22 protein-coding genes and 1 pseudogene are annotated in these 19,911 nt (G+C 69.8%); 6 read left to right on the forward strand and 17 right to left on the reverse strand.

The window, feature by feature from the left end:
- Positions 1–114: 114 nt before the first annotated feature.
- Positions 115–1,167, forward strand: a complete 1,053-nt coding sequence (locus ACWEQL_RS01910; RefSeq protein ID WP_452148166.1) for an NAD-dependent epimerase/dehydratase family protein — start codon at positions 115–117, stop codon at positions 1,165–1,167.
- A gap of 34 nt (positions 1,168–1,201) precedes the next feature.
- Here ACWEQL_RS01910 and ACWEQL_RS01915 read toward each other — a convergent pair whose 3' ends face one another.
- Positions 1,202–2,077, reverse strand: a complete 876-nt coding sequence (locus ACWEQL_RS01915) for a glycosyltransferase family 2 protein (RefSeq protein ID WP_452148167.1) — start codon at positions 2,075–2,077, stop codon at positions 1,202–1,204.
- A gap of 28 nt (positions 2,078–2,105) precedes the next feature.
- Between ACWEQL_RS01915 and ACWEQL_RS01920 the strand changes: the two genes are divergently transcribed.
- The 3 genes from ACWEQL_RS01920 (at position 2,106) to ACWEQL_RS01930 (ending at position 4,634) form a co-directional block, all read left to right on the forward strand.
- On the forward strand, positions 2,106–2,852 hold the full coding sequence (locus ACWEQL_RS01920; protein WP_452148168.1) for a hypothetical protein: 747 nt from the start codon (positions 2,106–2,108) through the stop codon (positions 2,850–2,852).
- Between the two features lie 9 nt (positions 2,853–2,861).
- Positions 2,862–4,217: a hypothetical protein gene (locus tag ACWEQL_RS01925; RefSeq protein WP_452148169.1), complete on the forward strand. Its 1,356-nt coding sequence runs from the start codon at positions 2,862–2,864 to the stop codon at positions 4,215–4,217.
- Positions 4,218–4,325: 108 nt separating this feature from the next.
- Positions 4,326–4,634, forward strand: coding sequence for a hypothetical protein (locus ACWEQL_RS01930; RefSeq protein WP_452148170.1), 309 nt, complete (start codon positions 4,326–4,328; stop codon positions 4,632–4,634).
- 9 nt (positions 4,635–4,643) lie between these two features.
- Here ACWEQL_RS01930 and ACWEQL_RS01935 read toward each other — a convergent pair whose 3' ends face one another.
- The 6 genes from ACWEQL_RS01935 to ACWEQL_RS01960 all read right to left on the reverse strand — a co-directional run bounded on the left by ACWEQL_RS01935 (position 4,644) and on the right by ACWEQL_RS01960 (position 9,801).
- On the reverse strand, positions 4,644–5,000 hold the full coding sequence (locus tag ACWEQL_RS01935) for a hypothetical protein (RefSeq protein WP_452148171.1): 357 nt from the start codon (positions 4,998–5,000) through the stop codon (positions 4,644–4,646).
- A gap of 120 nt (positions 5,001–5,120) precedes the next feature.
- Positions 5,121–5,582, reverse strand: coding sequence for a DUF4192 family protein (locus ACWEQL_RS01940; RefSeq protein ID WP_452148172.1), 462 nt, complete (start codon positions 5,580–5,582; stop codon positions 5,121–5,123).
- Between the two features lie 676 nt (positions 5,583–6,258).
- A complete protein-coding gene (locus ACWEQL_RS01945) occupies positions 6,259–7,305 on the reverse strand; it encodes a DUF4192 domain-containing protein (protein WP_452148173.1) in 1,047 nt (348 codons plus the stop codon).
- Between the two features lie 236 nt (positions 7,306–7,541).
- Entirely contained in the window at positions 7,542–8,057 is a 516-nt protein-coding gene (locus ACWEQL_RS01950; RefSeq protein WP_452148174.1) for a DUF4192 family protein, read from the reverse strand.
- 105 nt (positions 8,058–8,162) lie between these two features.
- Entirely contained in the window at positions 8,163–9,200 is a 1,038-nt protein-coding gene (locus tag ACWEQL_RS01955) for a DUF932 domain-containing protein (RefSeq protein WP_452148175.1), read from the reverse strand.
- Between the two features lie 283 nt (positions 9,201–9,483).
- Entirely contained in the window at positions 9,484–9,801 is a 318-nt protein-coding gene (locus ACWEQL_RS01960; protein ID WP_452148176.1) for a hypothetical protein, read from the reverse strand.
- Positions 9,802–10,058: 257 nt separating this feature from the next.
- On the opposite strand from ACWEQL_RS01960, the pseudogene ACWEQL_RS01965 reads away from it, so the two are divergent.
- Both ACWEQL_RS01965 and ACWEQL_RS01970 read left to right on the forward strand, forming a co-directional pair.
- Positions 10,059–10,175, forward strand: a pseudogene (locus ACWEQL_RS01965) (DUF6087 family protein); the annotation flags it as partial.
- Between the two features lie 46 nt (positions 10,176–10,221).
- Positions 10,222–10,548, forward strand: a complete 327-nt coding sequence (locus ACWEQL_RS01970) for a hypothetical protein (RefSeq protein ID WP_452148240.1) — start codon at positions 10,222–10,224, stop codon at positions 10,546–10,548.
- A gap of 49 nt (positions 10,549–10,597) precedes the next feature.
- Here ACWEQL_RS01970 and ACWEQL_RS01975 read toward each other — a convergent pair whose 3' ends face one another.
- The 10 genes from ACWEQL_RS01975 to ACWEQL_RS02020 all read right to left on the reverse strand — a co-directional run bounded on the left by ACWEQL_RS01975 (position 10,598) and on the right by ACWEQL_RS02020 (position 19,810).
- Positions 10,598–11,995: a phospholipase D-like domain-containing protein gene (locus tag ACWEQL_RS01975; RefSeq protein ID WP_452148177.1), complete on the reverse strand. Its 1,398-nt coding sequence runs from the start codon at positions 11,993–11,995 to the stop codon at positions 10,598–10,600.
- Complete coding sequence (locus ACWEQL_RS01980) at positions 11,988–15,467, reverse strand: AAA domain-containing protein (protein WP_452148178.1); 3,480 nt, start codon at positions 15,465–15,467, stop codon at positions 11,988–11,990. The genes ACWEQL_RS01975 and ACWEQL_RS01980 overlap by 8 nt, the downstream gene beginning before the upstream one ends.
- Positions 15,468–16,143: 676 nt before the next feature.
- Positions 16,144–16,455, reverse strand: a complete 312-nt coding sequence (locus ACWEQL_RS01985) for a hypothetical protein (RefSeq protein ID WP_452148179.1) — start codon at positions 16,453–16,455, stop codon at positions 16,144–16,146.
- Positions 16,456–16,547: 92 nt separating this feature from the next.
- Complete coding sequence (locus tag ACWEQL_RS01990; protein ID WP_452148180.1) at positions 16,548–16,688, reverse strand: hypothetical protein; 141 nt, start codon at positions 16,686–16,688, stop codon at positions 16,548–16,550.
- A gap of 211 nt (positions 16,689–16,899) precedes the next feature.
- Complete coding sequence (locus ACWEQL_RS01995; RefSeq protein ID WP_452148181.1) at positions 16,900–17,475, reverse strand: hypothetical protein; 576 nt, start codon at positions 17,473–17,475, stop codon at positions 16,900–16,902.
- A 103-nt stretch (positions 17,476–17,578) separates the two neighbouring features.
- A complete protein-coding gene (locus ACWEQL_RS02000; RefSeq protein WP_452148182.1) occupies positions 17,579–17,926 on the reverse strand; it encodes a hypothetical protein in 348 nt (115 codons plus the stop codon).
- Positions 17,927–18,025: 99 nt separating this feature from the next.
- The gene (locus tag ACWEQL_RS02005) at positions 18,026–18,472 is read right to left on the reverse strand and encodes a hypothetical protein (protein ID WP_452148183.1); all 447 of its coding nucleotides are present in this window, start codon (positions 18,470–18,472) and stop codon (positions 18,026–18,028) included.
- Positions 18,469–18,822, reverse strand: coding sequence for an HU family DNA-binding protein (locus ACWEQL_RS02010; RefSeq protein ID WP_452148184.1), 354 nt, complete (start codon positions 18,820–18,822; stop codon positions 18,469–18,471). The genes ACWEQL_RS02005 and ACWEQL_RS02010 overlap by 4 nt, the downstream gene beginning before the upstream one ends.
- A gap of 98 nt (positions 18,823–18,920) precedes the next feature.
- Positions 18,921–19,157 (reverse strand): hypothetical protein, encoded by a 237-nt coding sequence (locus ACWEQL_RS02015; protein ID WP_452148185.1) that lies wholly within the window; start codon positions 19,155–19,157, stop codon positions 18,921–18,923.
- Between the two features lie 68 nt (positions 19,158–19,225).
- The gene (locus tag ACWEQL_RS02020) at positions 19,226–19,810 is read right to left on the reverse strand and encodes a hypothetical protein (RefSeq protein WP_452148186.1); all 585 of its coding nucleotides are present in this window, start codon (positions 19,808–19,810) and stop codon (positions 19,226–19,228) included.
- Positions 19,811–19,911 lie beyond the last annotated feature (101 nt).

Raw genomic sequence — 19,911 nt, forward strand, 5'->3', positions numbered from 1 at the left:
CTGTAAGGATCTTGAACGGATTGAACGGGTCGGGAGGCCCATCACCGTACCGCCGGTGCGCCGCGTGAGGCTTCACTGAGATCACAACCCCGCACTTCAGAGGAGGCAGCCCTCATGGCTGAGGCGTACCCCGACCCGCGGTTGCGTGAGCTCGCCGGCGCCAGCGTGCTGGTCACCGGAGGCGGCGGACTGGTCGGCAGCCGTATCGTCGCCCAACTCGCCGCGCACGGCGCCCACCCGGTCGTTCTGGACCGGTTCGACGCCTACCCGCACTCGGTGCGGGACAGGTTCGAGGTGGACCGGAACGCGGCCGATGTGGTGCTCGGCGACGTCCGCGAGCGGGCGACGGTGAAGTGGCTGGCCGGCCGCGCGGACTTCGTGATCCACGCCGCCGCGTACGCCGACGTCGCCGCCTGCACCCGGCGGCCCGACACCGCATTCGCCGCCAACGTACACGGCACCCAGACCGTCCTGGACGCAATCGCCGAGTCGCCGGTGAAGCGACTGGTGTTCGTATCCTCCGCCTCGGTCTACGGCGACGGGGACCCAGCCGCGAGCGGCGCGGCACGGTTCAGCGAGGAGCAGCCACTCACCCCGATCTCGGTCTACGCCAACACCAAGCTGTGGGGCGAGAACCAGGTGCGGCTGATGCTCGGCGGGACCGGCACCGAGTTCTCGATCGTGCGGTACTTCTCCGTCTACGGGGACCCGCAGGTGCCCAAGCCCGGCTCGCACTCGTGGATGGTGCCGTGGCTGGCGATGTCCGCCGAGACGGGCCGGCCGCTGCGCCTGAACGGCGGCGGGCGGCAGGTGCGCGACATGGTGCACGTGGACGACATCGCCAACGCCACCATCCTGGCGCTGGTCGCCGACCAGGCTGCCGGGCAGACGGTCAACATCGGCACCGGGGTGGCGACCTCGGTCCGGGAGATCGCCGAGCTGATCGTGGCGCACTACCCCGAGGCGGTGCTCAAGGAGACGCCGATGCCCGAGGGTGACCCGCGCGGCGGCTACGCCGACACCCGCAGGTCCTCGGACCTGCTCGGCTGGCGGCCCACGGTCGCCCTCGCCGACGGCATCGACCGGTACGTGGGCTGGCTCAAGTCCACGCCCGGCGCGATCCCGGACTGGTTCACCGCGCCGGCCGCGGCCGTGCTGGCCGCCTGACCAAGGCCCAGCGACGTGCTGCCTGGGTCGGCTGTCAGAACACCGGCGGCCGGCCCAGCTTCGCCATCCGCCGCACGGTGCTCCACCGCATCGGACGGCGCGGCGGGCACGATACCCGGATGCCCTCGAAGAACCCGCCCCACCAGGCCTTCAGCCCGGACATCGGCGGGCGGCGCAGCATCGTGTAGGCGGCCCAGGAGGTGAGGTAGATCGGCACCAAGGGCGCGGGGAGGTGGCGCTTGGCCAGCCAGACCCGGTTGCGGGCGGTCATGCGGTAGTAGGTGGCGTGCCGGGCCGGGTCGGTGCGGGGGTGCTGGAGGACCATGTCGGCGCGGTAGTCGATGCGCCAGCCGGCGTCCAGGGCCCGCCAGGCGAAGTCGGTCTCCTCGTGGGCGTAGAAGAACGGGGCGGGGAACAGCCCGACCTGGTCGATCACGCTCATGCGGATGGCGTGGCCGCCGCCGAGGAAGGTGGTGACCTCGCCGGAGAGCATCGGGTCGGAGGCGCCGAGGCGGGGGACGTGCCGGCGCTGGGTGAACCCGGTCTCGTCCGCGATCCGGAAGCTGACGACGCCCAGGCCCGGGTTGTCCGCGAAGGCCTCCCGGATCAGCCGGAACGTGTCGGTCTTGGGGAGCAGCCCGTCGTCGTCCAGGACCACCAGGACGTCCACGCCGCCCAGCTCACGCAGCCGCTCCACGCCGGCGTTCCGCCCACCGGGGATACCGAGGTTCTCCGGCAGCTCCACCGCGTCCACCCACCCGGGCAACTCGGGCAGCTTCACGCCCTGCCCCAGCACCACGATCCGGACAGCGCCGTCGCCTTCCTGCGCCTCCACCGAGTCCAGCAGCGCCAGCAGCTCCGCAGGCCGGTTCCCCATCGTCAGCACCACCACGCCCAGCGTGACGCCCATCGCACCCGATCCCAACTCGAGGAACTTTATGATCACATCGACACCGCATCCCGGCGGCGTGCCGCTGCGCGTGCTGGCCGAGACCGGCCAGCTCCCGGACCACCAGTACATGGACCGGGACACGCTCGCCTGGATCGCCTGCAGCCGCCCGGCGGGGCCGGGTGTCCGGGCCACCATGCCACACCGGCCGCTCCTGCTGGTACCCGATGAGTCCTGGTTCGCCCGCACGGAGACGGCCGGCTCGATCCACGGCGTCCGGCACGGCGCCCGCGTCGCCGTCCTGGTCCAGCTCCTGGCCCACACCCGCGGTTTCCACCCCGCCCGGACGCGGGCCCTCGCCGTGGCGGCGGCCTGCCACGACTGCCGGCGCCACACCGACCGGGACGACCCGGGCCACGGCCAGCGCGCGGCCGACTGGCTGACCGGCAACACCGCACCGGTGGCCGCCGTCCTCGGCGCCGAGCCGACGGCCGAGGCGATCACCGCCGTCGCCCTCCACGACACCGCGCACGAGGCGTTCACCAGCGACCAAGCCAGCGCCTACGGCGAGCACCGGGAGGCGGTGGACCTGCTGAAGGCCGCCGACGCCCTCGACCGATACCGGCTGCCGCTGGCCCGCTGGTGGCCCGACTTCGGCCGCCTGCGTCTGCCCGTCCCGGACTGGCTTCCCGCCGCCGCCCACGACCTGGTGGTCCACAGCGAACAGGCGCACCTCGCCAGCGCTACCAACACCCGGGCGCTGGAGCACGCGCTCCACGCCACCTTCCCCGAGTAGGAGACCTTCGTGCACGCCGACTGGGACAACGCCCACACCGACTTCCGCGCCCCGCGTGACCGCCCCTCCCCTGCCGGGCTCGCGGAAAGCGAGAGCGACTGGCGCCGGCACCTCACGCAGGCGGCCCCCAACGGGCACCTCCTGCAGGACAACGCCATGCTCCGCACGCTGACCTCCGGCGCCCCCACCCACCTACTGCACCTCACACGCTCCCTGGACGCCGTTCGCGCCAGCGAACAGCTCCTCGCCTCCACCGGCTGCCTGGTCGGCGCCATCTACGGCTCCCCGCTCACCCCGACCGCCGGCGGCGCCCTGCGGCCCCACAACCTCGGCGCCCACATGCTGGAGAGCCGAGACACAGTGGAGAGCCGCAGCAACAGCACGCCCCTGGTCATCGAGGTCACCCCCGGCGACCTGGCGCCGGCCAAGGGCCTGGACTACCTGCGCCTGGGCGCCATCCACCTGCGCACCCACCAGGCGTTCCGGCACATGCTCACCGGCGCGGAGGACGAGCAGGTCACCCGCTCCGTCGTGGACCGGGTCCGCGCCGCGGCGCCCTTCCTCGACACGCTCCTGCGCACCGCGAGCGGCGCAGCGACAGCGGACGAGACGTTCATCAACGACCTCGCCGCAACGGTCCCGGTCCTCCCCTACCTGGGCTACGTGTACTTCGAGACCGTGGCCGAGTACCTCATGCTCCACTCCACCAGCCCGGCCACCCGGGCGTACGCGGACCACGGGGAGATGAACAACCGCCTGTACAAGGACCTCGCCTTCGCCGCCGTGGAAGGCATGGGCGTCCTGTTCGACCTCGGCCGGTTCCACCCGGACCACGCCCACTTGCTCGGCCTCGTTGGCCGCATCGAGGCCGGGCTGACGCTTGGGGTCGCCGGCTACGTCCGCCGGCGCATGTCCCACCTGTTCGCCGCCGCCTCGCTGGCCCCGGACCAGGACGCCACGGCGATCACCTTCCACGGCGCGAACCTCGACATGCTGACGCGCACCGCCCCGTCGTTGCTCGGCCAGCTCCTCTTCCGTGACGTCCGCCTCCTCGACCGGTACCCGCGGCTCTACCACTGCTTCGAGCAGGCCAAGGCCCTGGAGGCGTGGGCCTATTGGAACGCCGAGGGCATCGCGACCCCGTTCAACGGCACCTGTCCCAAGGGGGAGATCGGGATCAACCCCGCCTACCCGAACGCGCGGTTCACGGTCTGGACCGCCAAGATGTGCGAACAGGGGCTCCTGCACCCGGTCGAGCAGGTCGGCGCCGTGCCGGCTCCGCGACTCGCGCCCTGGGTGTTCGCGCCGCTGCGGGACAGGACCGAGGAGAACCGCTGGATGAACCGGCACCTGCTGCCGGCCTAAGCGAAGGACGGCCAGGTCGGGCGGGTTGGCCGTGATGGACTCGCTCAGGTGGACGCCCGTGGCGAGGCGTGGACGGACGAGGAGTCGCGCACGCGTACGCTTCACGGCGTGGGCAAGCAGAAGACCTTCGAGTACCCGACCGACCTGTGTCAGGCGCAGCAGCAGTTGGAGGCCGCGCAGGCCGAGCGACGGGCCTTCCTGGCGTCGCTGCCTGTCTGGGGCGGTGATCTGGAGGCTATCCGGCGTGGGCTGGACGAGGAGCAGCTGACGGAGTCGGGCCGCTTGGTGGAGGCCGAGCGGCAGGCCGCTCTGGCGGTCACAGCCCACGCCTTCTGGTCGACGTTGTCCGGCGAGGATCGGGTGGTGGCCCGCACCCAGCTCAAGCACTTCTCGGCCGGCGCCGGCGCCTCGGCGTAGCGCCGGCGGTCAGTCGCTCGTCTTGGCCGGCGGCGGAACCTCCACGATGCGGCCGAAGGCGGCCGCCATGCGCAGCGCGAAGATCGCGTTGCCGTGGGCGTTGGCGAAGCCTCGGCAGATCGCGCCCTTCGTGCCGGGTGGGGCGAGGGCGGGCAGGGTGGAGTGGCAGACGATGTGGCCGTTGCGGGCCAGTGCCTCTTGGGCGAGCTTCCGCACGCGGCCGGGGGCGAGGTTCATCAGGTTCCCCGGCCGGTAGATGCAGGTGCCGCACAGGTCGGCGAGGACCCGGACTTCCCTCGTGGCGGGGTCCGCGACGGCCGGCGCCGGGTCGTCGTCCGGCTCGGGTTGCGGTTCGCTGTACTCCACGGTGTCCCCCTGGTTTGCGGTCGATAGGGCGCGGTGCGGGCAACGGGACGGGGCGGGCGCCGAGCGCCCGCCCCGTCCGGACGGTCAGCTGTCTCGGCGGCGAAGGCGGTCTTCGCGCTCCTACCTGATCCTGTCGGTGATCTCGTCCAGGGAGCCCGTCATCGCGAGTTGCTCCATCAGGAGTTTGGCCAGGAGGTAGCGCGGGTCAACCGTCCTGGCCTGGTCGAGGGCGATGAGCGCGGCCGGGATCTCCCCGGCAACGGCGGCGGCGAACCCGGCGAGGGTCAAGGGTGCGGCGCGGAAGGTCGTGCTCTCGCTGGCGCAGCGGCGGGTGAGCAGCGCCCACAGCTCGCGGGCGCGGGGGAGTTCGCTCGGTTCGCTGTACTCGAGCGCGACGTCCCGCAGGGGCCGGTGCCGCAGGCCGACGATCAGCTCTGCCGTCTGCTCGGGGGTGAGGTCCGTCAGCGGGGTGCCGTCGCCACCGCCCAGCAGCAGCCGGTCGAAGATCCCCGTGAGCCGTTTGGTCTCGGCGTCGAAGCTGCTGAACCGCACGCGCTCGGCCCGCAGGCTGACCTCCTGCACGATCGCAGCGCGTTGGACTTCCGCGTCCCCCGGTGATGGGCTCGAACGCGGCGAGGATCTTGGCTTCGCTGGGCGGTGTCGGGATGCCGATGGCGCGGGCGTTCATGGTGACCACGCCCGGGTTGTCCGGGCCGTCCACGGGCATTCCCTCGACCCGGTAGTGGGGGTTGTCGTGGTGGTAGACCCACCAGTGAGTGGGGGTCAGGAATATGACGCCGAGGGCGTCAACGCCGTGGGCCTCAGCCGAGAGCAGAAGCGCGTCCGCGAGTTCCTGGTGCCGGCTCATCGCGTTGTAGCCGTCGCCGGCGTCCTCCTGGCCCGCGCACAGGTACAGCAGGATGTCGGCCGGTCCGGTGGCGAACTCCTCCAGGCGGTACAGGACGTTGTGCATGATCTGGTGGCCGGCCGCGTGCGGGTTGTCCGTGTCGTCGGGCAGCTCGAACTTCTGGCTGAACAACGGACTGTCGTGCATGGTGTCGTGGACGAGGACGAACAGCGTGCCGTCGGGGCCGTCGGGCTGGTAGCTCAGCAGGTAGAACAGTGCTTCCACGGCCTGCGCGGCGTTCCTGATGTTGAAGGCGGGCACGGTGTTGATGTTCAAGGGTCTGTCTCCGTTCGCGGGGTGATCGGGCGGGGGCCAGGGGCCGCTTGGTCAGCGGCCCCTGGCGCGGCTGACTCAGCCCGTGGTGGGGTTCTGCCGGGCGGCACGGCTCAGGCGCAGGTGGCCGCGCAGGTGCTCGAAGGAGTCCCCGCGGTTGAGGAGGTTGTTGATCACACGGGTCAGTTCGTATCCGGGGTCGGCTGCATCGGCCGCGTGAAGGCCGAGGCGGGCGATCCCTTCTTCACCCATCGCCCACGCGGTCGTGGCGTAGAGGGCGAGAGGGGCCGCCGCCAGGTCGGAGAACGGGACGACGCAGCGCCGGGCGAGGTCGTGCCACAACTTCCTCGCGGGCTCCAGTTCGCTGGGCTCGCAGTGCTCCAGAGCGACGTTGCGCACGTCGGTGTACTGGAGAGCCAGCAGGAGCCGGGCGGCGGCCTCGTCGGTGGGGCCGGTGCCGGTCGTGAGGTTCCGGATCGTGGCGGACACGAGGTCGATGGCCTCGTCCACCACGGTCTGGTGGCCGCTGGAGCGGATCTCGTCGCGGAGCGCGCGGAGCGCGGCGTCGAGGTGGGAGGCGGTCTGGACGGCCTCGGGACCGGCGGTCGGCTCGAAGCTGGCGAGCACGTCGGTGCTGCGCGGGAGATCGTCGGCGGCGAACGGGCCCGACGCCGGGCGGATCGGGTGGCCCTCGTGGAGGTTGCTCGGGTCAGCGGAGAGCATCGACCAGTAGCGGGTCCGGGTGATGTACAGGCTCTCCGCCAGCCGGACGCCGCGCGCGTGGCAGGCGGCGTGCAGGTAAGCCGCGATGGGCTGGTGGGTCTGGCGGGACTGCGCTCCGCAGTCCGGGTCCCTCGGGTCGGGGCAGATGTAGGCGGCGAAGGTGTGGATTTCTCGGCTGGCTGTCTGGTGCAGGAGGAAGTCGACCATGCCGTCTGTGGCCGGCTGCCACTGGGCGGGGTCGGCGGGGAGGCCGCCTCGGACGAAGCCCATGGGCTCGCTCGCGCCGGGGGTCAGGCCGATGAGGACGATGCTGTCCTCCGGGTGGAAGCCGAACAGGTGGGGCAGGAGGTCGACGAGCCCTTGAGGGCCGACGAGGGTGACGGTGCGGTGGTCGTCGTTCATGTGGGTCCTATCAGGAAGGGTCCGGGTTCGCGGCCCGGACCGGCACCCAAGAGACTTCCGTCTCTTTTCTTGACTCAAGTCTATTTGCGGGCAGGATTGCTGGGCACACCCCAGCCCGGACCAATCGGCGGTAACTCCCTCTCGGGCGGGCCCACGCCGGGCCGGGCAGACGCATGGGCGCCTGCCCGGCCGGACTATCGGGCCGTCAGCGCTGGCTGCGCAGCCGGCGGGCCCTCTCAGCGGGCAGGTGCCGTCGCATCAGGCCTGCGGCGCCAAGGTCGATGCCTGCCCACTGCCCCGTCGTGTGGAGCCAGCGCGCTGGGATGGTCCGGCCGCAGGACGGCCGCGCGGGCGAGAGCGGCGCCGGCACCCGCGCTGTCGCCGTCCAGCAGCAGAGCCAGCCCGAGCAGGGCGTACGGGGCGCCGGCCAGGTCCTCGTGCTGCCCGACGCATAGCCGGATCGCGCGAGTCCACAGACGGACCGCTCGGGCGGTCTCCGAGGCCTCGCAGTGCTGGGTCGCCGTGTCGAACACGGCACCGTTCTGGACGGCGAGGAGCAGCCGGGCGACATCCCGGTCCTCGAGAGCGCCAGCGGCGTCATCGCTGGCCATGGCGGAGTCGAGGAGGAGCAGCATGCGCCGCTTCACGGCTTCGTGGCCGGCGGCCAGTTCATCGGCGAAGTCGTGGACGAGGGCGCTGGCGTGTGCGTCATCGTGGGCAGGGTGGGGGATGTTGGGGGTGTTCCTGGACATGGCTTTCCTCGCTGCGGAGGGCCGCGCCGGTCGTCGGCGCGGCCGGGGTGACGTGAAGGGGTCGCCGTGGCGGCCGGGGGCAGCACCCCCGGCCGCCGGGGAGGATCAGGCCGCGAGCAGCAGGCTCTTGGCCGTGTCCTTGAGGTCGTTCTTCTGGTCGTGCAGCAGGGCGGTCATGGCCAGGTTGTTGCGGTGCTCCTGCTCGGTCCGGTCCTCGGGCACCTTGACGGTGCGGAAGTAGTCGTCGAACTCGATGACGGCCTGAAGGGCGGCCCAGCGGGTGCCTCGGATGTTGTCCTGGGTATCGGCCTCGGCGAACAGGTGGTGCAGGCGGTCGCGACGCTCCTGGTGGGCGGCGACCAGGTTCTTGCGGGCCCCCTCGGCCGGGGCGCCCCACAGCTGGGCGATGAGCTTGTCGAACTCCTGGTTGGTCATCGCGGTCTGGAACAGCTGGGTGGCCTCGGCCTCGAAGGCGGCCGCGTACCGCTCGGTGAAGCCGAGCGCACGGCGAGCCTCCTCCAGCTGGGAGAGGGCGTCGGAGGTGTGGCGAATCTTCCAGGTGCGCTGCGCCTCGCTGACCGCGAGGTCCAGGGTGTTGGTGCAGACCGCCCGGATGGGGGTCTCGACGGCGACGGCGGCGGAGCGGCCGTCGTGACTGTTGGCAAACAGCGTGTAGAGGTCGATGCGGTCGGCCGCGCCCTCGGGGTCGAGGGTGATGCTCGGGGACATGGTGGACATGAAGACGACTCGGCCGCCGTCGAGGGCCCCGGCGGTCTCATAGGTGACGTGGCCGCCGCCGACCAGCTCGTCCAGGAAGGCGAAGGCCTCGCGGTTCTGGATGGGGGTCCAGGTGTTGCCGACCAGGCCGCCGAGCCAGTCGCCCGTGTCGTCGCGGAAGGTGCCGAAGCGGTTGGGGATCTTCTTGCCGAGCTTGCCCTTGTGCATGGAGAGCAGCGGGCGCTTCTCGACCTGCCAGTCCAGCTTGGCGAGGTGCAGGACCTCCTCGCTGGTCTTGGCCTCCTCGGTCACCGTGCCGAGGCCGTGCCAGGCGGGCTGGCGGTGGGAGTAGAACGCGGCCTCGCCGGTGGTGTTGTCGATGGCTCCGAGGTCGGCGCGGCCGGTGATGACGTCGCTCTGTCGCATGGCTGGGTCTCCTGTGTGGTGTGGGTCCGGGTTCGCGGCCCGGACTGGCAACCTTTCGGACTTCCGTCCGCTTTCTTGACTCAAGTCTAGACGCGGAGGCTCGCCCTTGGGCACACCCCAAGGTGAGCCAACTTGCCTACCTGGCAGGTGCGCTGAGGGAGCGCCCGATGCCCTCGCGGAGCGGCAAGCAGGGCACGGTGCGGCCCTCCGGGCACACTGATGCCACCTCCGGCGAGGAGGCGTTCCCGCATGCCAGGAGTCAGCCGGGTGGTGCCTGGAGCGGCTAGACCAGCAGGACCTCGACGAGGTGCCCGAGGAGGTGCTGGCGTAGGGCGTGGCCGACGGTGACGCCTCGCTGCGCCGCGCCGGAACCGTGTTCCTCAACGTAGGCCACCAGGGTCCAGCAGGTCTGGCACCCGGCCAGCTGCGGCACAGGCGGCACGGCATCAGGATGGGCGGTGTGAAGGTGGAGGCCGTACAGGGCGAGGACGCTGTCCCGACTCACCAAGGCGATCGGGTTCGCCTCCAGTTCGGCCGGGCTGATGTCCTCGGCAAGGGAGAGCGGGCGGCGCCAATCAGCGGCGATCTCGAGACACGTCACACAAGGCGTGAAGCTCAGCTCCGCCACCCGCCCTCCCGCTTTCCACCGCGATTGGCGACAGCCTGCCACAGGTCCCGCCAGGCCAGGGCCCATACGGCTGGGAACGCGTTCCACCGGCTCGACCTGACGGGCCGTTGACTGAAGGACTCGGCCCGTCCTCATAGAGCCTCCGCCCTGGCGGGCTCGGCGACGTACTGGCACGCCGGCATCGGCCTCTCGGCCCACGGCTCCGCGCTGCAAGGAAACGAGCGCGGCTGGTGGATGACGAGTCGCTGGAGCCGTGGATGGCCCAACGGGACGCGCCCCGTCGCCCGGTTGGCGCCTTGAAGGTGATGCGGCTGGACGACAGCGCGAATGCTGCGCACGTTCGCCCGGAGGAACCCCACGGCTGGTGTTGCGGTGGGAGGGCATGCAGTGTCGGTGGATCTCCACGTCCTCCTGCAAGAGGCTCTCCCGTCGCAGTCGGGCCAGTTCCTCACGTTCGTCGCTGGTCAGGCCATCCCGCTTGCCGGCGTCGACCTCGGCCGGCTACACCATTCCTGCACGGCTCTCTCCGTCAGGTCGAAGCGCTCGGCGACCAGACCGGCGGACCGGTCGCCGCGGTGGCACAGCTCGACGATCGCGGCGTTGAACTCCGGCGTCAACGAGCGGCGAGAGCATGGCTTCTTCCCCGCGCTCTCCCTGATGGACATCATGGCCGACCCGGAAGGCATCCGACCCGATGTAGGCGCCGCGGATCAGCCCTGACGAGGGTATTGGGTCCGGGCTACACGCAGACGACGGCACAGCGCTTCCCCTACTGACGTTGCTGTCCGATCAGATCGAGGTAGCGCTGATACTTGGCGTCCGCGTGCTTCTTATCGCAGATGAGGCTGCCCTCCTCCATACGGTAGGTGCGGTTGCGATCGCCCTTGAAGGAAAGCCAGTTGAAGCTCGTGGTCACCCACACGTCGTCGAAAACCAGGACCTTGGCATGCGTGCTCTTGAGGCGCGAGAACTCGAACTTGTCGGGGTAGCGCGCGGCTAGATTCTCGAGCCGACGGATGGCGATCGGATCCGACTTCGTATCGTTCTCCTCATAGCCATAGGCAATGTTCACCTTGACCCCGCGGTTCAGACGCGTCTCGAGCTTACCGAGGAACTCAGTGGTGATGATCGCCTTCTTGATCCACGGCGAGATGATCAGGATCCGGGTCCGAGCGTGGGTGAGTGCCTCGTCGAGGATGTCGGGGTGCTCGAACACTCCGATCGCCCGAATCTCTGGCTCCATCGGTGCGGACTCGGAGACTACATCGGACAGCGGACCCGACGAACTGAGCTGCACCGCAGCCCGCTCGGCACGCTGCTGGGTGACCTCCGTGAGGGGGACACGGACCTGTTCGAGTTCGGGCTCGAGGATCGGCCGCTCGGGCGCGGGTTCCACCGTGATGCCAAGCGCCTTCGCCCCACCGGCCGCGATTAGTGCGAGCTCGTGCGCGTGACTGAGTTCACCGTCGACGACGACGCCCAGTTCGATGTCGGTGCGATCGGGGTTCGCGTAGACGAGGATCTTGGCCGGCATCACCCTTCGGGCCTTGGCCTGGGTGAGGCCTCTGACCTGGAGGACTTCACGGTCGTTGTTGCCGCGTTCCCTCAATAGGGCGTTGATGTCTGCAGCCGATATGTCGCCCGACTCGACCGGACCGCTCTTGGCCGCAGGCAGGAGAATCATGTCGTGTTCGTCGGCCTGACCACGGGGGATCACAGTGTGCCGATCATAGGGTCTGGCTTTCCACAGGAGCTGGTCGTAGACGAGCGGTTGCTCAACGCGCACGGGGGTGATGGCGGCCAGTTCGCGGGCGGTCTGCTCTCCTCGTCCTGTCAGGCGCAGGTTCCTGTAGGCAGGGTCAGCTCCTGGCCGGGGGAGCGCGTAGGTGAGGTAGTCGTCCGAGAAGTGCTGGGCCACGACCTGGGTGACCATGCGCTCGGGCACGCCCAGGAGGCCGGTGATGGCCTGCTCAGTGGTGACCTTGTTGTTCACAAGCCGCAGGACGAACTCGTCGAGCAAGGGCAGCCGCTTCCGGTCCTGCGCGAGGACATCGGCCGTGATGAGGGCAACGGGCAGGCCGGCGTCGACGATGGCTACGAGTTCCAGGCCGGATCGGGCATCGCTGAAACGGACGGCAAGGAGGCTGTCGGGGCTGAAGTCAGGCATCGCGGATCTCGCACTCCTCCGGGTGGTGGCGCATGTAGTCGAGTACGTCGCGTAGCGCGCCGGGCGTGCTACGACAGAACGCTGCGTCACCGACGATGGTGAGGCCGAAGCGGGCTCGGGAGAGAGCCACGTTGATGCGCCGCCAGTACGGCTGGCCCAGGAAGCCGAACTCGGAGCGGGCGTTGCTTCGCGTGACGGAAAAGACCGCGAGGTCGCATTCGCGGCCTTGAACGGCGTCCACGGAGAGGACTTCGGCGGTGAGGTATTTGAGCTTGGCCGAGGCCAGGCGACGGGTCAGCTCTTCGACCTGGCGGCCGTAGGGTGCGATAACCAGGACATCGAGTTTGCCACTTGCAGGGACCTTGATAACGCCCTTGGCTACGGCCTGGTCGATGACTTCCAGGCGGCGGATGGCTAGCTGGGCTTCGGTGCGGTTGGAGATGCTGGTCTGGGTAGCACTGCGCTCGGACTCGCGGCGGTCGGCCAGCTTCGAGGTGTCGAGCCACATGACGGGCTTGCCGATTACCTCGTAGCCGGCCAGCGTGTGGTCGTTGAGGGAGAGGAGCTTCTTGTCGTAGAAGCAGGTGGAAATCATCTTCCCAATGGCCGGCGTCATGCGGTACTGCTCAAGCAGCATGTGCCTGACCGGGGGCTCGGTGTTGCGGACGAGGTACTCGAAGAGCGTGGTGGTGACCAGCTCGGGGATGAGCTGGTGGTCGGCCATGATCTTGGGGTTGCGGAGCAGGTCCTCATCGACCGGGGGAAGCTGTGCGGTATCCCCAACCAATACCCATCGCTTGGCCCTGGCGAGGGGAACGAGGGCTTCGGTGGCGGTGGCTTTGGATGCTTCGTCGAAGATGCACAGATCGAATTCCAGGTCACGGGCGGCAGGGTGACCAAGGAAGCCCAGTGCGGTGCCAGCGACGACCTGGCGTGTGCGTAGGAACGCAGTGATCAGGTTCTGGTCGGTTCCAATGCGCTGGAGCCATTCACCTTGAAGCCGGAGCAGTCGCATGAGTTCCTGGCCGGGGCCAGAGGTACCAAGGAGCGCTTCGACCGCATCACGCGCGTCGGCAGTGCTGAGGTCTTCGCGAAGGGTTAGCTCTCCGGCGAGCATGCGCTGAGCTTCGGTAAAGAGCTCATGGCGCTGTTCGATGAGCTGGTCGCGGCGGGCTCGTACGGTGACGACTTCCTCACCGAGTTCACGGGCGGAGGTGGTGCGGTCGGGGGCTGGCTGGCTGGCGAGTTCCTCTAGCTTGCGACTGACGTGGTCGAGGTTGGCAGCGACGGACGCCAGTTCCTCCAGCGTGAGGGCGGCCTTGAGGTGCCGTCCTTCCAGGCTATTCCGGGAGGCGATGCCATCCAGGTAGCGCTCGGCCCGGGTCCGGACCTGCTGGGTCCAGCGTTTGACCTGCTTGTCGAGGAGGAGTTGCTGCACGCTTGCGGCGACGCGTGGGTCGTCGGGGCGGCCAAGGCGGACCAGCCCTTCGATGCCGGCGTCTGCGATGCGGCGCAGGGCATTGTCGATGGCAATGTGGGTCTGGCTGACGATGAGGATGCGGGCGTGGTGATCGCGCTTGAGGGTCTGCTCGACGATCTCCGCGATGACGGTCGTCTTTCCTGTTCCCGGAGGGCCTTCGACCAGGAGCATGTCCTGGCTGCCCAGCGCGTGGGCGACGACCTCACGCTTGCTCTTGTCAAGGTCAGTGCGGGACCAGCGCGTGACCTCGGCAGGCGGCCGGACCTCAATGGTGGCGGGGTTGTCGATGATCTCGCGCAGAGCCGGGTTCGTAGTCTGGCCCGCGGAGACGTTGGTCAGGGCCTCGCGCTGCCGGTTCAGAGCGCTCTGGCTGGGGCCGAGGAACGGCAGCAGGACGCCGCGGCCGGGAAGCACGGTATCCGGGCGTCGAAATCGGATGACGAGAGTGTCATCGGTCTGCGCGGTGACCTCGCCGCGATCGAAGGGCCGGGTGTAGGAGTTGGGGGCAACCGACCATTCCTCGCCGACCAGGGTGGTGGTGGTGGGCATGGTCAGGTGGAAGACTCGGGTGCGGCCGCTTCCGGTGACGCGCTCGTAGTCGATGTTTTGCCGGCCATCGGCAGCGACTTCTTCGCGAGCTTCGAGCAGTCGGCGCCAGCCGTCGAATAGGTCGCCAAGGTGTTGGTCCCTACTGGCCTTGGCCGCTTCCTCGCGTTGCGCGAGATGTTCCTCCAAGCGGTCAAGGAGAAGGGTCAGGCCATCGTAGGCGGGATCCTCGCCGGGATCGTCGAAGGTCCAGGTGAGGACCGGGCCAATCGGTACGGATCGCTCACGCCGCTTGGCCATCCATTCTTCTCCCCTGGCGTCGGCCGCAACGATCACGCACCGGTCGCGCTGGTGCTCGTCTTCGACGAGCCGGAGGAACCAGGAGCGCCCGAAGATGCGCAGGGTGGCCTTGTCGATCTCATCTGTTTTCGGGTTGTGCCCGTAGTCGGCGTGGACGGCACCGGCCAGATCAGCGAGAACTGCGGACTTGGCAACGTCCCAGTCTGGATCCGTGCCGGCGGGGACCTCGCTGAGGATCTCTGCCGCACGGCGGGTCAGCTTGAGCCATACGAAGTTACTCTGGCGGGCCTGCTGGTTGCTGCATGCCTGCTCAGCGTCAAGTAGGCGCTGCTCGAGCACGGCGGCGTTCGCGGGGCGCTTCTTGGGGTCGAAGTCGACGCAGGACTGCAGGATGGATCGTACCTCGGTGTCCAGATCCAGCTCGGCCAGGACCTCGGCGAGGTCCGGATAGTCGCTCGCCCTACCACCGGATAGGACCTGGATGGCTAGGACCCCGTATCCGTAGACGTCCCGGACGTAGGGGATCGCGTCTTCCTGTTCGGGCGGCGCGTACAGGTTGGAGCGGAACTCCGCCACCGTCTCGTCGGTGACGGCGGACGCCTTGGACCGGATCTTGGCGATACCGAAGTCGGCCAGCTTGGGCGTGCCATCCTCCGTCAGCAGGACGTTGCCCGGTTTGAGGTCCCGGTGCTCGATCTTCTGCGAGTGCGCATAGGCCAGAGCTGCCGCGAGAGGCTTGCCGATGCGAGTGAAGAACGACGACCAGCCGATGGGTCTGCCGACAGCCATGTCGTCCTTGAGGCTACGATCAACCCATTCCAGCGCGATGAAGTACCGGCCAAGGTCGGAATCCCAGCCCGAGTCGAGCATCCGGACGATGTTCGGGTGCCGCAGCGCCTTCAGTGAGCTGGTCTCACGCTCCAGGAAGATCTTAATGACCTCGTCATCACGCTGCTTGAGCAGCTTGACAGCAGCGTAATCTCCGGAGGCGCCACTGGTGTCGACCGCCTTGCGGACCTCAGACAGACCGCCTAGTCGCGGATCCTGAGGGAGCAGCAAGAAACGATGATTGATCATCTGCTGAGACCCCACGCGCTGCTCCTTGCTCAGCACCGCTGCCGGTGCGTCCCTCCCCAGACGGATCATCCTGCCAGCTCCTTCCGTCTTCAGGCAGGGAGTTGGGCAAGAGCGATGGTCTTTCTGAGAACCGACGACACAGAGCTAATGTCAGTCGAACCATGCTGGATCCAAGTCCTCGACTCGGACGCGGCTCGGGTGCCGTGGCCACGGACTGAGCGGCTGCGCGCGCTTCGGGAGGCTGCCAGTGGTGCTGTAGATGATCGGGCGCAGGGCGCATGGTTCCCACCGTCGAGGTGGTGTGCGGAGAGGGTAGGGAGGGCTGGATGGGCTTCGCAGACTCGGAAACCTGGACCTCCTGGAGACCTCGCTTTACGAACGCACCGACAGCCGGCTTACCGACGCTGACGTCGAGTCCGTTCAGGCTCTTCCGGTGCGGCCGACCGCACGTTCCTGCGCCGCTCGACATCGGGCGACATCCGCCGGCCAACCTCTGATCGGTCCGCACCACGGCCGCACATCACGGCCACCAGCGCCGGGCAGCCAGGGCCAGTTCGCATGTGTCGACAACGGACAAGCGCGTGCTCAACAGGTCAGCAAACCCGATGCACCGCCATCCCACCACCCGAACAGGCATCGAACGCTTCCTGAAACGACGAGGATCCCGCCCGATTTTTCGATCGGACAGGTTTTCGTCACCGCTCTCGAGCTAACTCAAGAGCAGTCGTGTCCCAAGCGGTAGCGGTTACTGGCCGCGCTTGCGGTTGCGCAGCTCCAGGCCGGCTTCCTTCGCATAGCGGGTGATCAGGGCGGACTCCAGCCCCGACGCCTCGGACAGCTCGTAGACGGTGCGGGTGCGGTCCGGGTAGGCGGCCACGACGGCCTCGCGGCGCAGCCTGCGCATGTCGGTCAGCGTCGAGTCGACCTCGGCCAGGGGCTCGCGCAGGGCTTCCATGATCTCGACGTGGGTGAGGCCTGCGTCCTCGAGGGCCTTGACCGCCTCCTTGAGGGCCGTGGCGGCGCCGGCCAGCTTCGTGCTCGGCTTCCTGCCGCTCATGATGCTCCTCGCGTGATGGTCCGGCTTCCCGGACGGGGTAAGACGTCATGTCTATCAGGCGGCCGGAGGGCGGTGCGAGGGGCGCTCGCGGTTCAGTCCGGCTCGCCGGGGATGGCCGGCGCGCGCATGAAGGGCGCGCCTTCGCGGAGCAGCGCTCCGATGTCGGACACCTCGAGTTCGACGGCGGCCGTGGCGCGACCGGTGCGCTGGCGCAGGGTGCCGATCACGATCACGCGGTCGCCCGTCCTGAAGGTATCGGCGATCAGCTGGGCCAGGCCGCGCCAGGCGACGCACCGCAGGAGCGGCGGGCCGGCGCTTGCCGCGTTCGGCCAGGGCGGGGCGCTCCTCGAGGGTGAACGTGACGTTCTGGACGGGGCTGTCTGGCATGCTGTGAAGTTCGGGGCTGCTGGCGATGCGGCCGATCCACATCTGGGTGCTCACGGGTCACCTGCCCGGTCCGGCCGCGTCGGCGGCGTTGAGCTCCTGCTGCTGGGTGAGGCGTTCGACAAGGTCGGCTTGCTCCTCGAAGATCCGCCGCTGGTGGGGGTGGGCGTAGGTGTCGGCGAGCTCGTCCAGTGCCATGCGCAGCTGCCAGGCATGCCGCTCTTGGGGCGTGGTGTAGCGGGTGCGCGTGTCGGAGGCGGTGTAGATGGAGACGAGGCGTGCGGAGATGCTCCAGCGGCGGCCGGAGCATGCGTAGTAGTGGATCCATCGGGTCCGGCGGGTGGGGCCGGATTCCTGGTAGGCGAATCGGACCTCGCCCAGGTTGGGCAGGTGGATCCAGTCGCCGTCCCGGGCGGCCCGGTGGAGGTCGTCGCCGTCGGGCGCGATCGGGGTGATGCTGCTGCGCCGCACGTGGGCGAGGGACCGGCCGGTCTCTCCCACGAGGGTGTGGCATCCCTCGTCGCGGCCGGTGATGTCCTGGCCGTGGTCGTCGTCGCAGTCGTGCACGGTGGCGGTGAAGGTGAGTCCGTGAAGTTCGGTGATGCTGCCGCGGTATCGGACCGGGAAGCCGGCCATGTCGTGTCCCCCTGTGTGGCTGCTGGCTGTGGGGGCCGGAGGATTCCGGCCTGGCGTGTCGCCGGGGCTCGCCGCAGTCCGTGCGGCGGGCCCCGGCGGCCTGTCAGCAGATGCTGGCGATGTACCGGCCAATGGCGTCTCGCAGACCATGGGGCTCCAGTGCCCCGGGCTCGTCCAGGAGGTGCGCGTTGTAGGCGGTGAGCATGCCGCCGCCGTGGTGCGGAAGGGTTCCGTGGTCAGCGAACCGGAAGTGGTTGACGTCCAGCTCTCCGGCGCGGTGGGAGAGCACCCGGACGGTGATGCCGTCGTACCACTCGTCGCGGATGGCCTCCGCCAGGGAGGCGACAAGGATGACGTCCCCGACCCGGCACACCTGCTTGATGCCCGAGACGGCGCCGCCCACGAGCGGGCGGATCTTGGTGAGGGCGTCTCCGTGGTTGACGCGCGGCATGTTGGCTCCTTGGTTGGGCCGGGGTTCGCTGGCCCCGGCTGGCAGTACCAGCCTCCACCAATAACAGACTCAGGTCAATTATGCTTACCCGAGTCTGTTCTAGTGAGGTTCGGCAGGCCCGGCACCGTCGGGAGCGACCGGCAGGTGCGCGCCGAGCGCCGCTTCGACGAGTCCACAGACCGTCCTAAGCGCCTCGTTCCAGCCGTCCGACCACGGGTCCTCGCCGCGCTGCGCGCCGAGGGAAAGGATCGAGGTCAGGGCCGCCATCATGGCCGGCACCGGCACCTCGACTACGCGGGTCGCCCCGCCGTACCCGTGAACCGCCTCGACGCCCTTCGCGCGGTCCCACGCGACGGTCGAGCCCCACTCTCCCCTCCAGCGGGTGACCGCGGCGGAGCCCGCAGCGGCCGAGAAGTAGCAGCCCTCGGCGACCGTTCCGGTGCCCGAGACCCCGGACACATCCACGTCACGGCGCAGCACGTACGGGGTGGGCGGCGCCGGGTGGAACTGCTCGAACAGGGCGGCCAGGCGGTCGGCGAGGTTCACGCCGCGTCCCGCGCCATGTGGGTGCCCTTGGGGTCCTTGCGGATCGAGCTGCCGGCCGTCGGGAGAGGACGCCGGCCATCCGTGAGGTCCTTGAGGCGCTGGTGGGGGCGGAAGCAGGGCACGCGACGCGCGGGGATCGTGACCCTGTCGCCGGTCTGGGGATTACGGGCGAGGCGGCTGGCGCGCTCTGCGGGCTCGAAGACGCCGAAGCCGGTGACGGACACCGAGCTCCCCTCGGCGAGGGTGCGGGCGATGGTGTCGAGTACGACCTCGACGGCCTCGGCGGCGGCGCGCCGGCTCCCGAGCTGGGGGGTGACGCGGTCGATGAGGGCCTTCTTGTTGACGTTCATGAAGGGGTTCCTGTCCTGGCTGGGATGGGGGTTGGGGTTGGTGCCGGGCCGGGCGCCGGTCGGCTGTCACGGCGCCCGGCCCGGGGCGTAGGGGCCCGCTACACGGCGAGCTGAGGCGCGGGTGCCGGGGCCGGGCTCGGTGCGGGCTGAGACGGGGTGACGGCCGGCTTTGCCGGGCCGGGCGGCGTGGCGCAGCCGGGCTGGGCGGGCTGGGACGCGGGGACGGCGGGCGGCCGGCTGGGGGCGTCGGCGGTGCGCGCCACGGCGGCGCCGCTGATGGTGCCGAGCACCAGTCCGGCGAGGAGAGAGCCGACGAACAGAGCGGGGCCGCGCATGGCGGTGGTTCCTTCCTGGGGTGGGGGCCTGACCGGCCCCGCGCGGGGCGGGGCCGGTCAGGTTCCGGTCAGTGGCCGGTCGGGCGACCGGGCACCACGGGCGGGACGCTGGCCGGGACGGGCGAGGGGCTGGTGTTGGCCGACGGGCTCACGGTCGCGGTGGGCGAGGGGGCGGGCGCGCAGACCGTGGGCGCGCTGGTCGGGGCGGGCGCCCCCGGGGTGGGGGCGGTCTGGACGTGGGTGACCGTCACGGTGACGGTCGGGACGGGGGCGGGCTGCTCGGCCGTCTGGGTGACGACGGCCGGGGCAGGGGTGAGACCCGGGGCCGGGACGGCGGGCGCCACTGGCAGGGCTGGGACGGCCGGGGCGAGGGCCGGGGCCGCCGGGACCTGGGTCGGCAGGGCCGGGAGGGTGGGGGCCTCGGTGTTGAGCTGGGCCGGGGCGGCCGTCAGGGTCGGGACGAGGTTGGTCGGGGCGGGCTGGGCGCTCGGGGCCGGGGTGGCGGCCGGGCGGCCCATCACGACGGAACCGGCGACGAACCCGGCGGCGGCGAGGCCGAGGGCGACCACGGTCCGCTTGTCGAGGCGCTTGGCGGCCGGGCGGGTGCCGGTCTCGCTCTGAGCGTTGGCCTCGGTGGCGGTGGTGTCGGTCATGGGGCTGTGACTCCTTGTGCGTTGGGCCGGGGCTTCGCGTTTCCCCGGCTGGCAGGACCAGCCTCGCACATAACAGACCTGAGTCAAATAACTAGACTCTG

It is taken from the genome of Kitasatospora sp. NPDC004240 (assembly GCF_053603215.1).

Bases quoted from the DNA above. Each gene is read 5' to 3' on its own strand.
- ACWEQL_RS01910 (WP_452148166.1), top strand. From the start codon at position 115: ATGGCTGAGGCGTACCCCGACCCGCGGTTGCGTGAGCTCGCCGGCGCC.
- ACWEQL_RS01915 (WP_452148167.1), bottom strand. From the start codon at position 2,077: ATGGGCGTCACGCTGGGCGTGGTGGTGCTGACGATGGGGAACCGGCCT.
- ACWEQL_RS01920 (WP_452148168.1), top strand. From the start codon at position 2,106: ATGATCACATCGACACCGCATCCCGGCGGCGTGCCGCTGCGCGTGCTG.
- ACWEQL_RS01945 (WP_452148173.1), bottom strand. From the start codon at position 7,305: ATGAACGACGACCACCGCACCGTCACCCTCGTCGGCCCTCAAGGGCTC.
- ACWEQL_RS01950 (WP_452148174.1), bottom strand. From the start codon at position 8,057: ATGTCCAGGAACACCCCCAACATCCCCCACCCTGCCCACGATGACGCA.
- ACWEQL_RS01955 (WP_452148175.1), bottom strand. From the start codon at position 9,200: ATGCGACAGAGCGACGTCATCACCGGCCGCGCCGACCTCGGAGCCATC.
- ACWEQL_RS01975 (WP_452148177.1), bottom strand. From the start codon at position 11,995: ATGCCTGACTTCAGCCCCGACAGCCTCCTTGCCGTCCGTTTCAGCGAT.
- ACWEQL_RS01980 (WP_452148178.1), bottom strand. From the start codon at position 15,467: ATGATCCGTCTGGGGAGGGACGCACCGGCAGCGGTGCTGAGCAAGGAG.
- ACWEQL_RS01985 (WP_452148179.1), bottom strand. From the start codon at position 16,455: ATGAGCGGCAGGAAGCCGAGCACGAAGCTGGCCGGCGCCGCCACGGCC.
- ACWEQL_RS01995 (WP_452148181.1), bottom strand. From the start codon at position 17,475: ATGGCCGGCTTCCCGGTCCGATACCGCGGCAGCATCACCGAACTTCAC.
- ACWEQL_RS02000 (WP_452148182.1), bottom strand. From the start codon at position 17,926: ATGCCGCGCGTCAACCACGGAGACGCCCTCACCAAGATCCGCCCGCTC.
- ACWEQL_RS02010 (WP_452148184.1), bottom strand. From the start codon at position 18,822: ATGAACGTCAACAAGAAGGCCCTCATCGACCGCGTCACCCCCCAGCTC.
- ACWEQL_RS02015 (WP_452148185.1), bottom strand. From the start codon at position 19,157: ATGCGCGGCCCCGCTCTGTTCGTCGGCTCTCTCCTCGCCGGACTGGTG.
- ACWEQL_RS02020 (WP_452148186.1), bottom strand. From the start codon at position 19,810: ATGACCGACACCACCGCCACCGAGGCCAACGCTCAGAGCGAGACCGGC.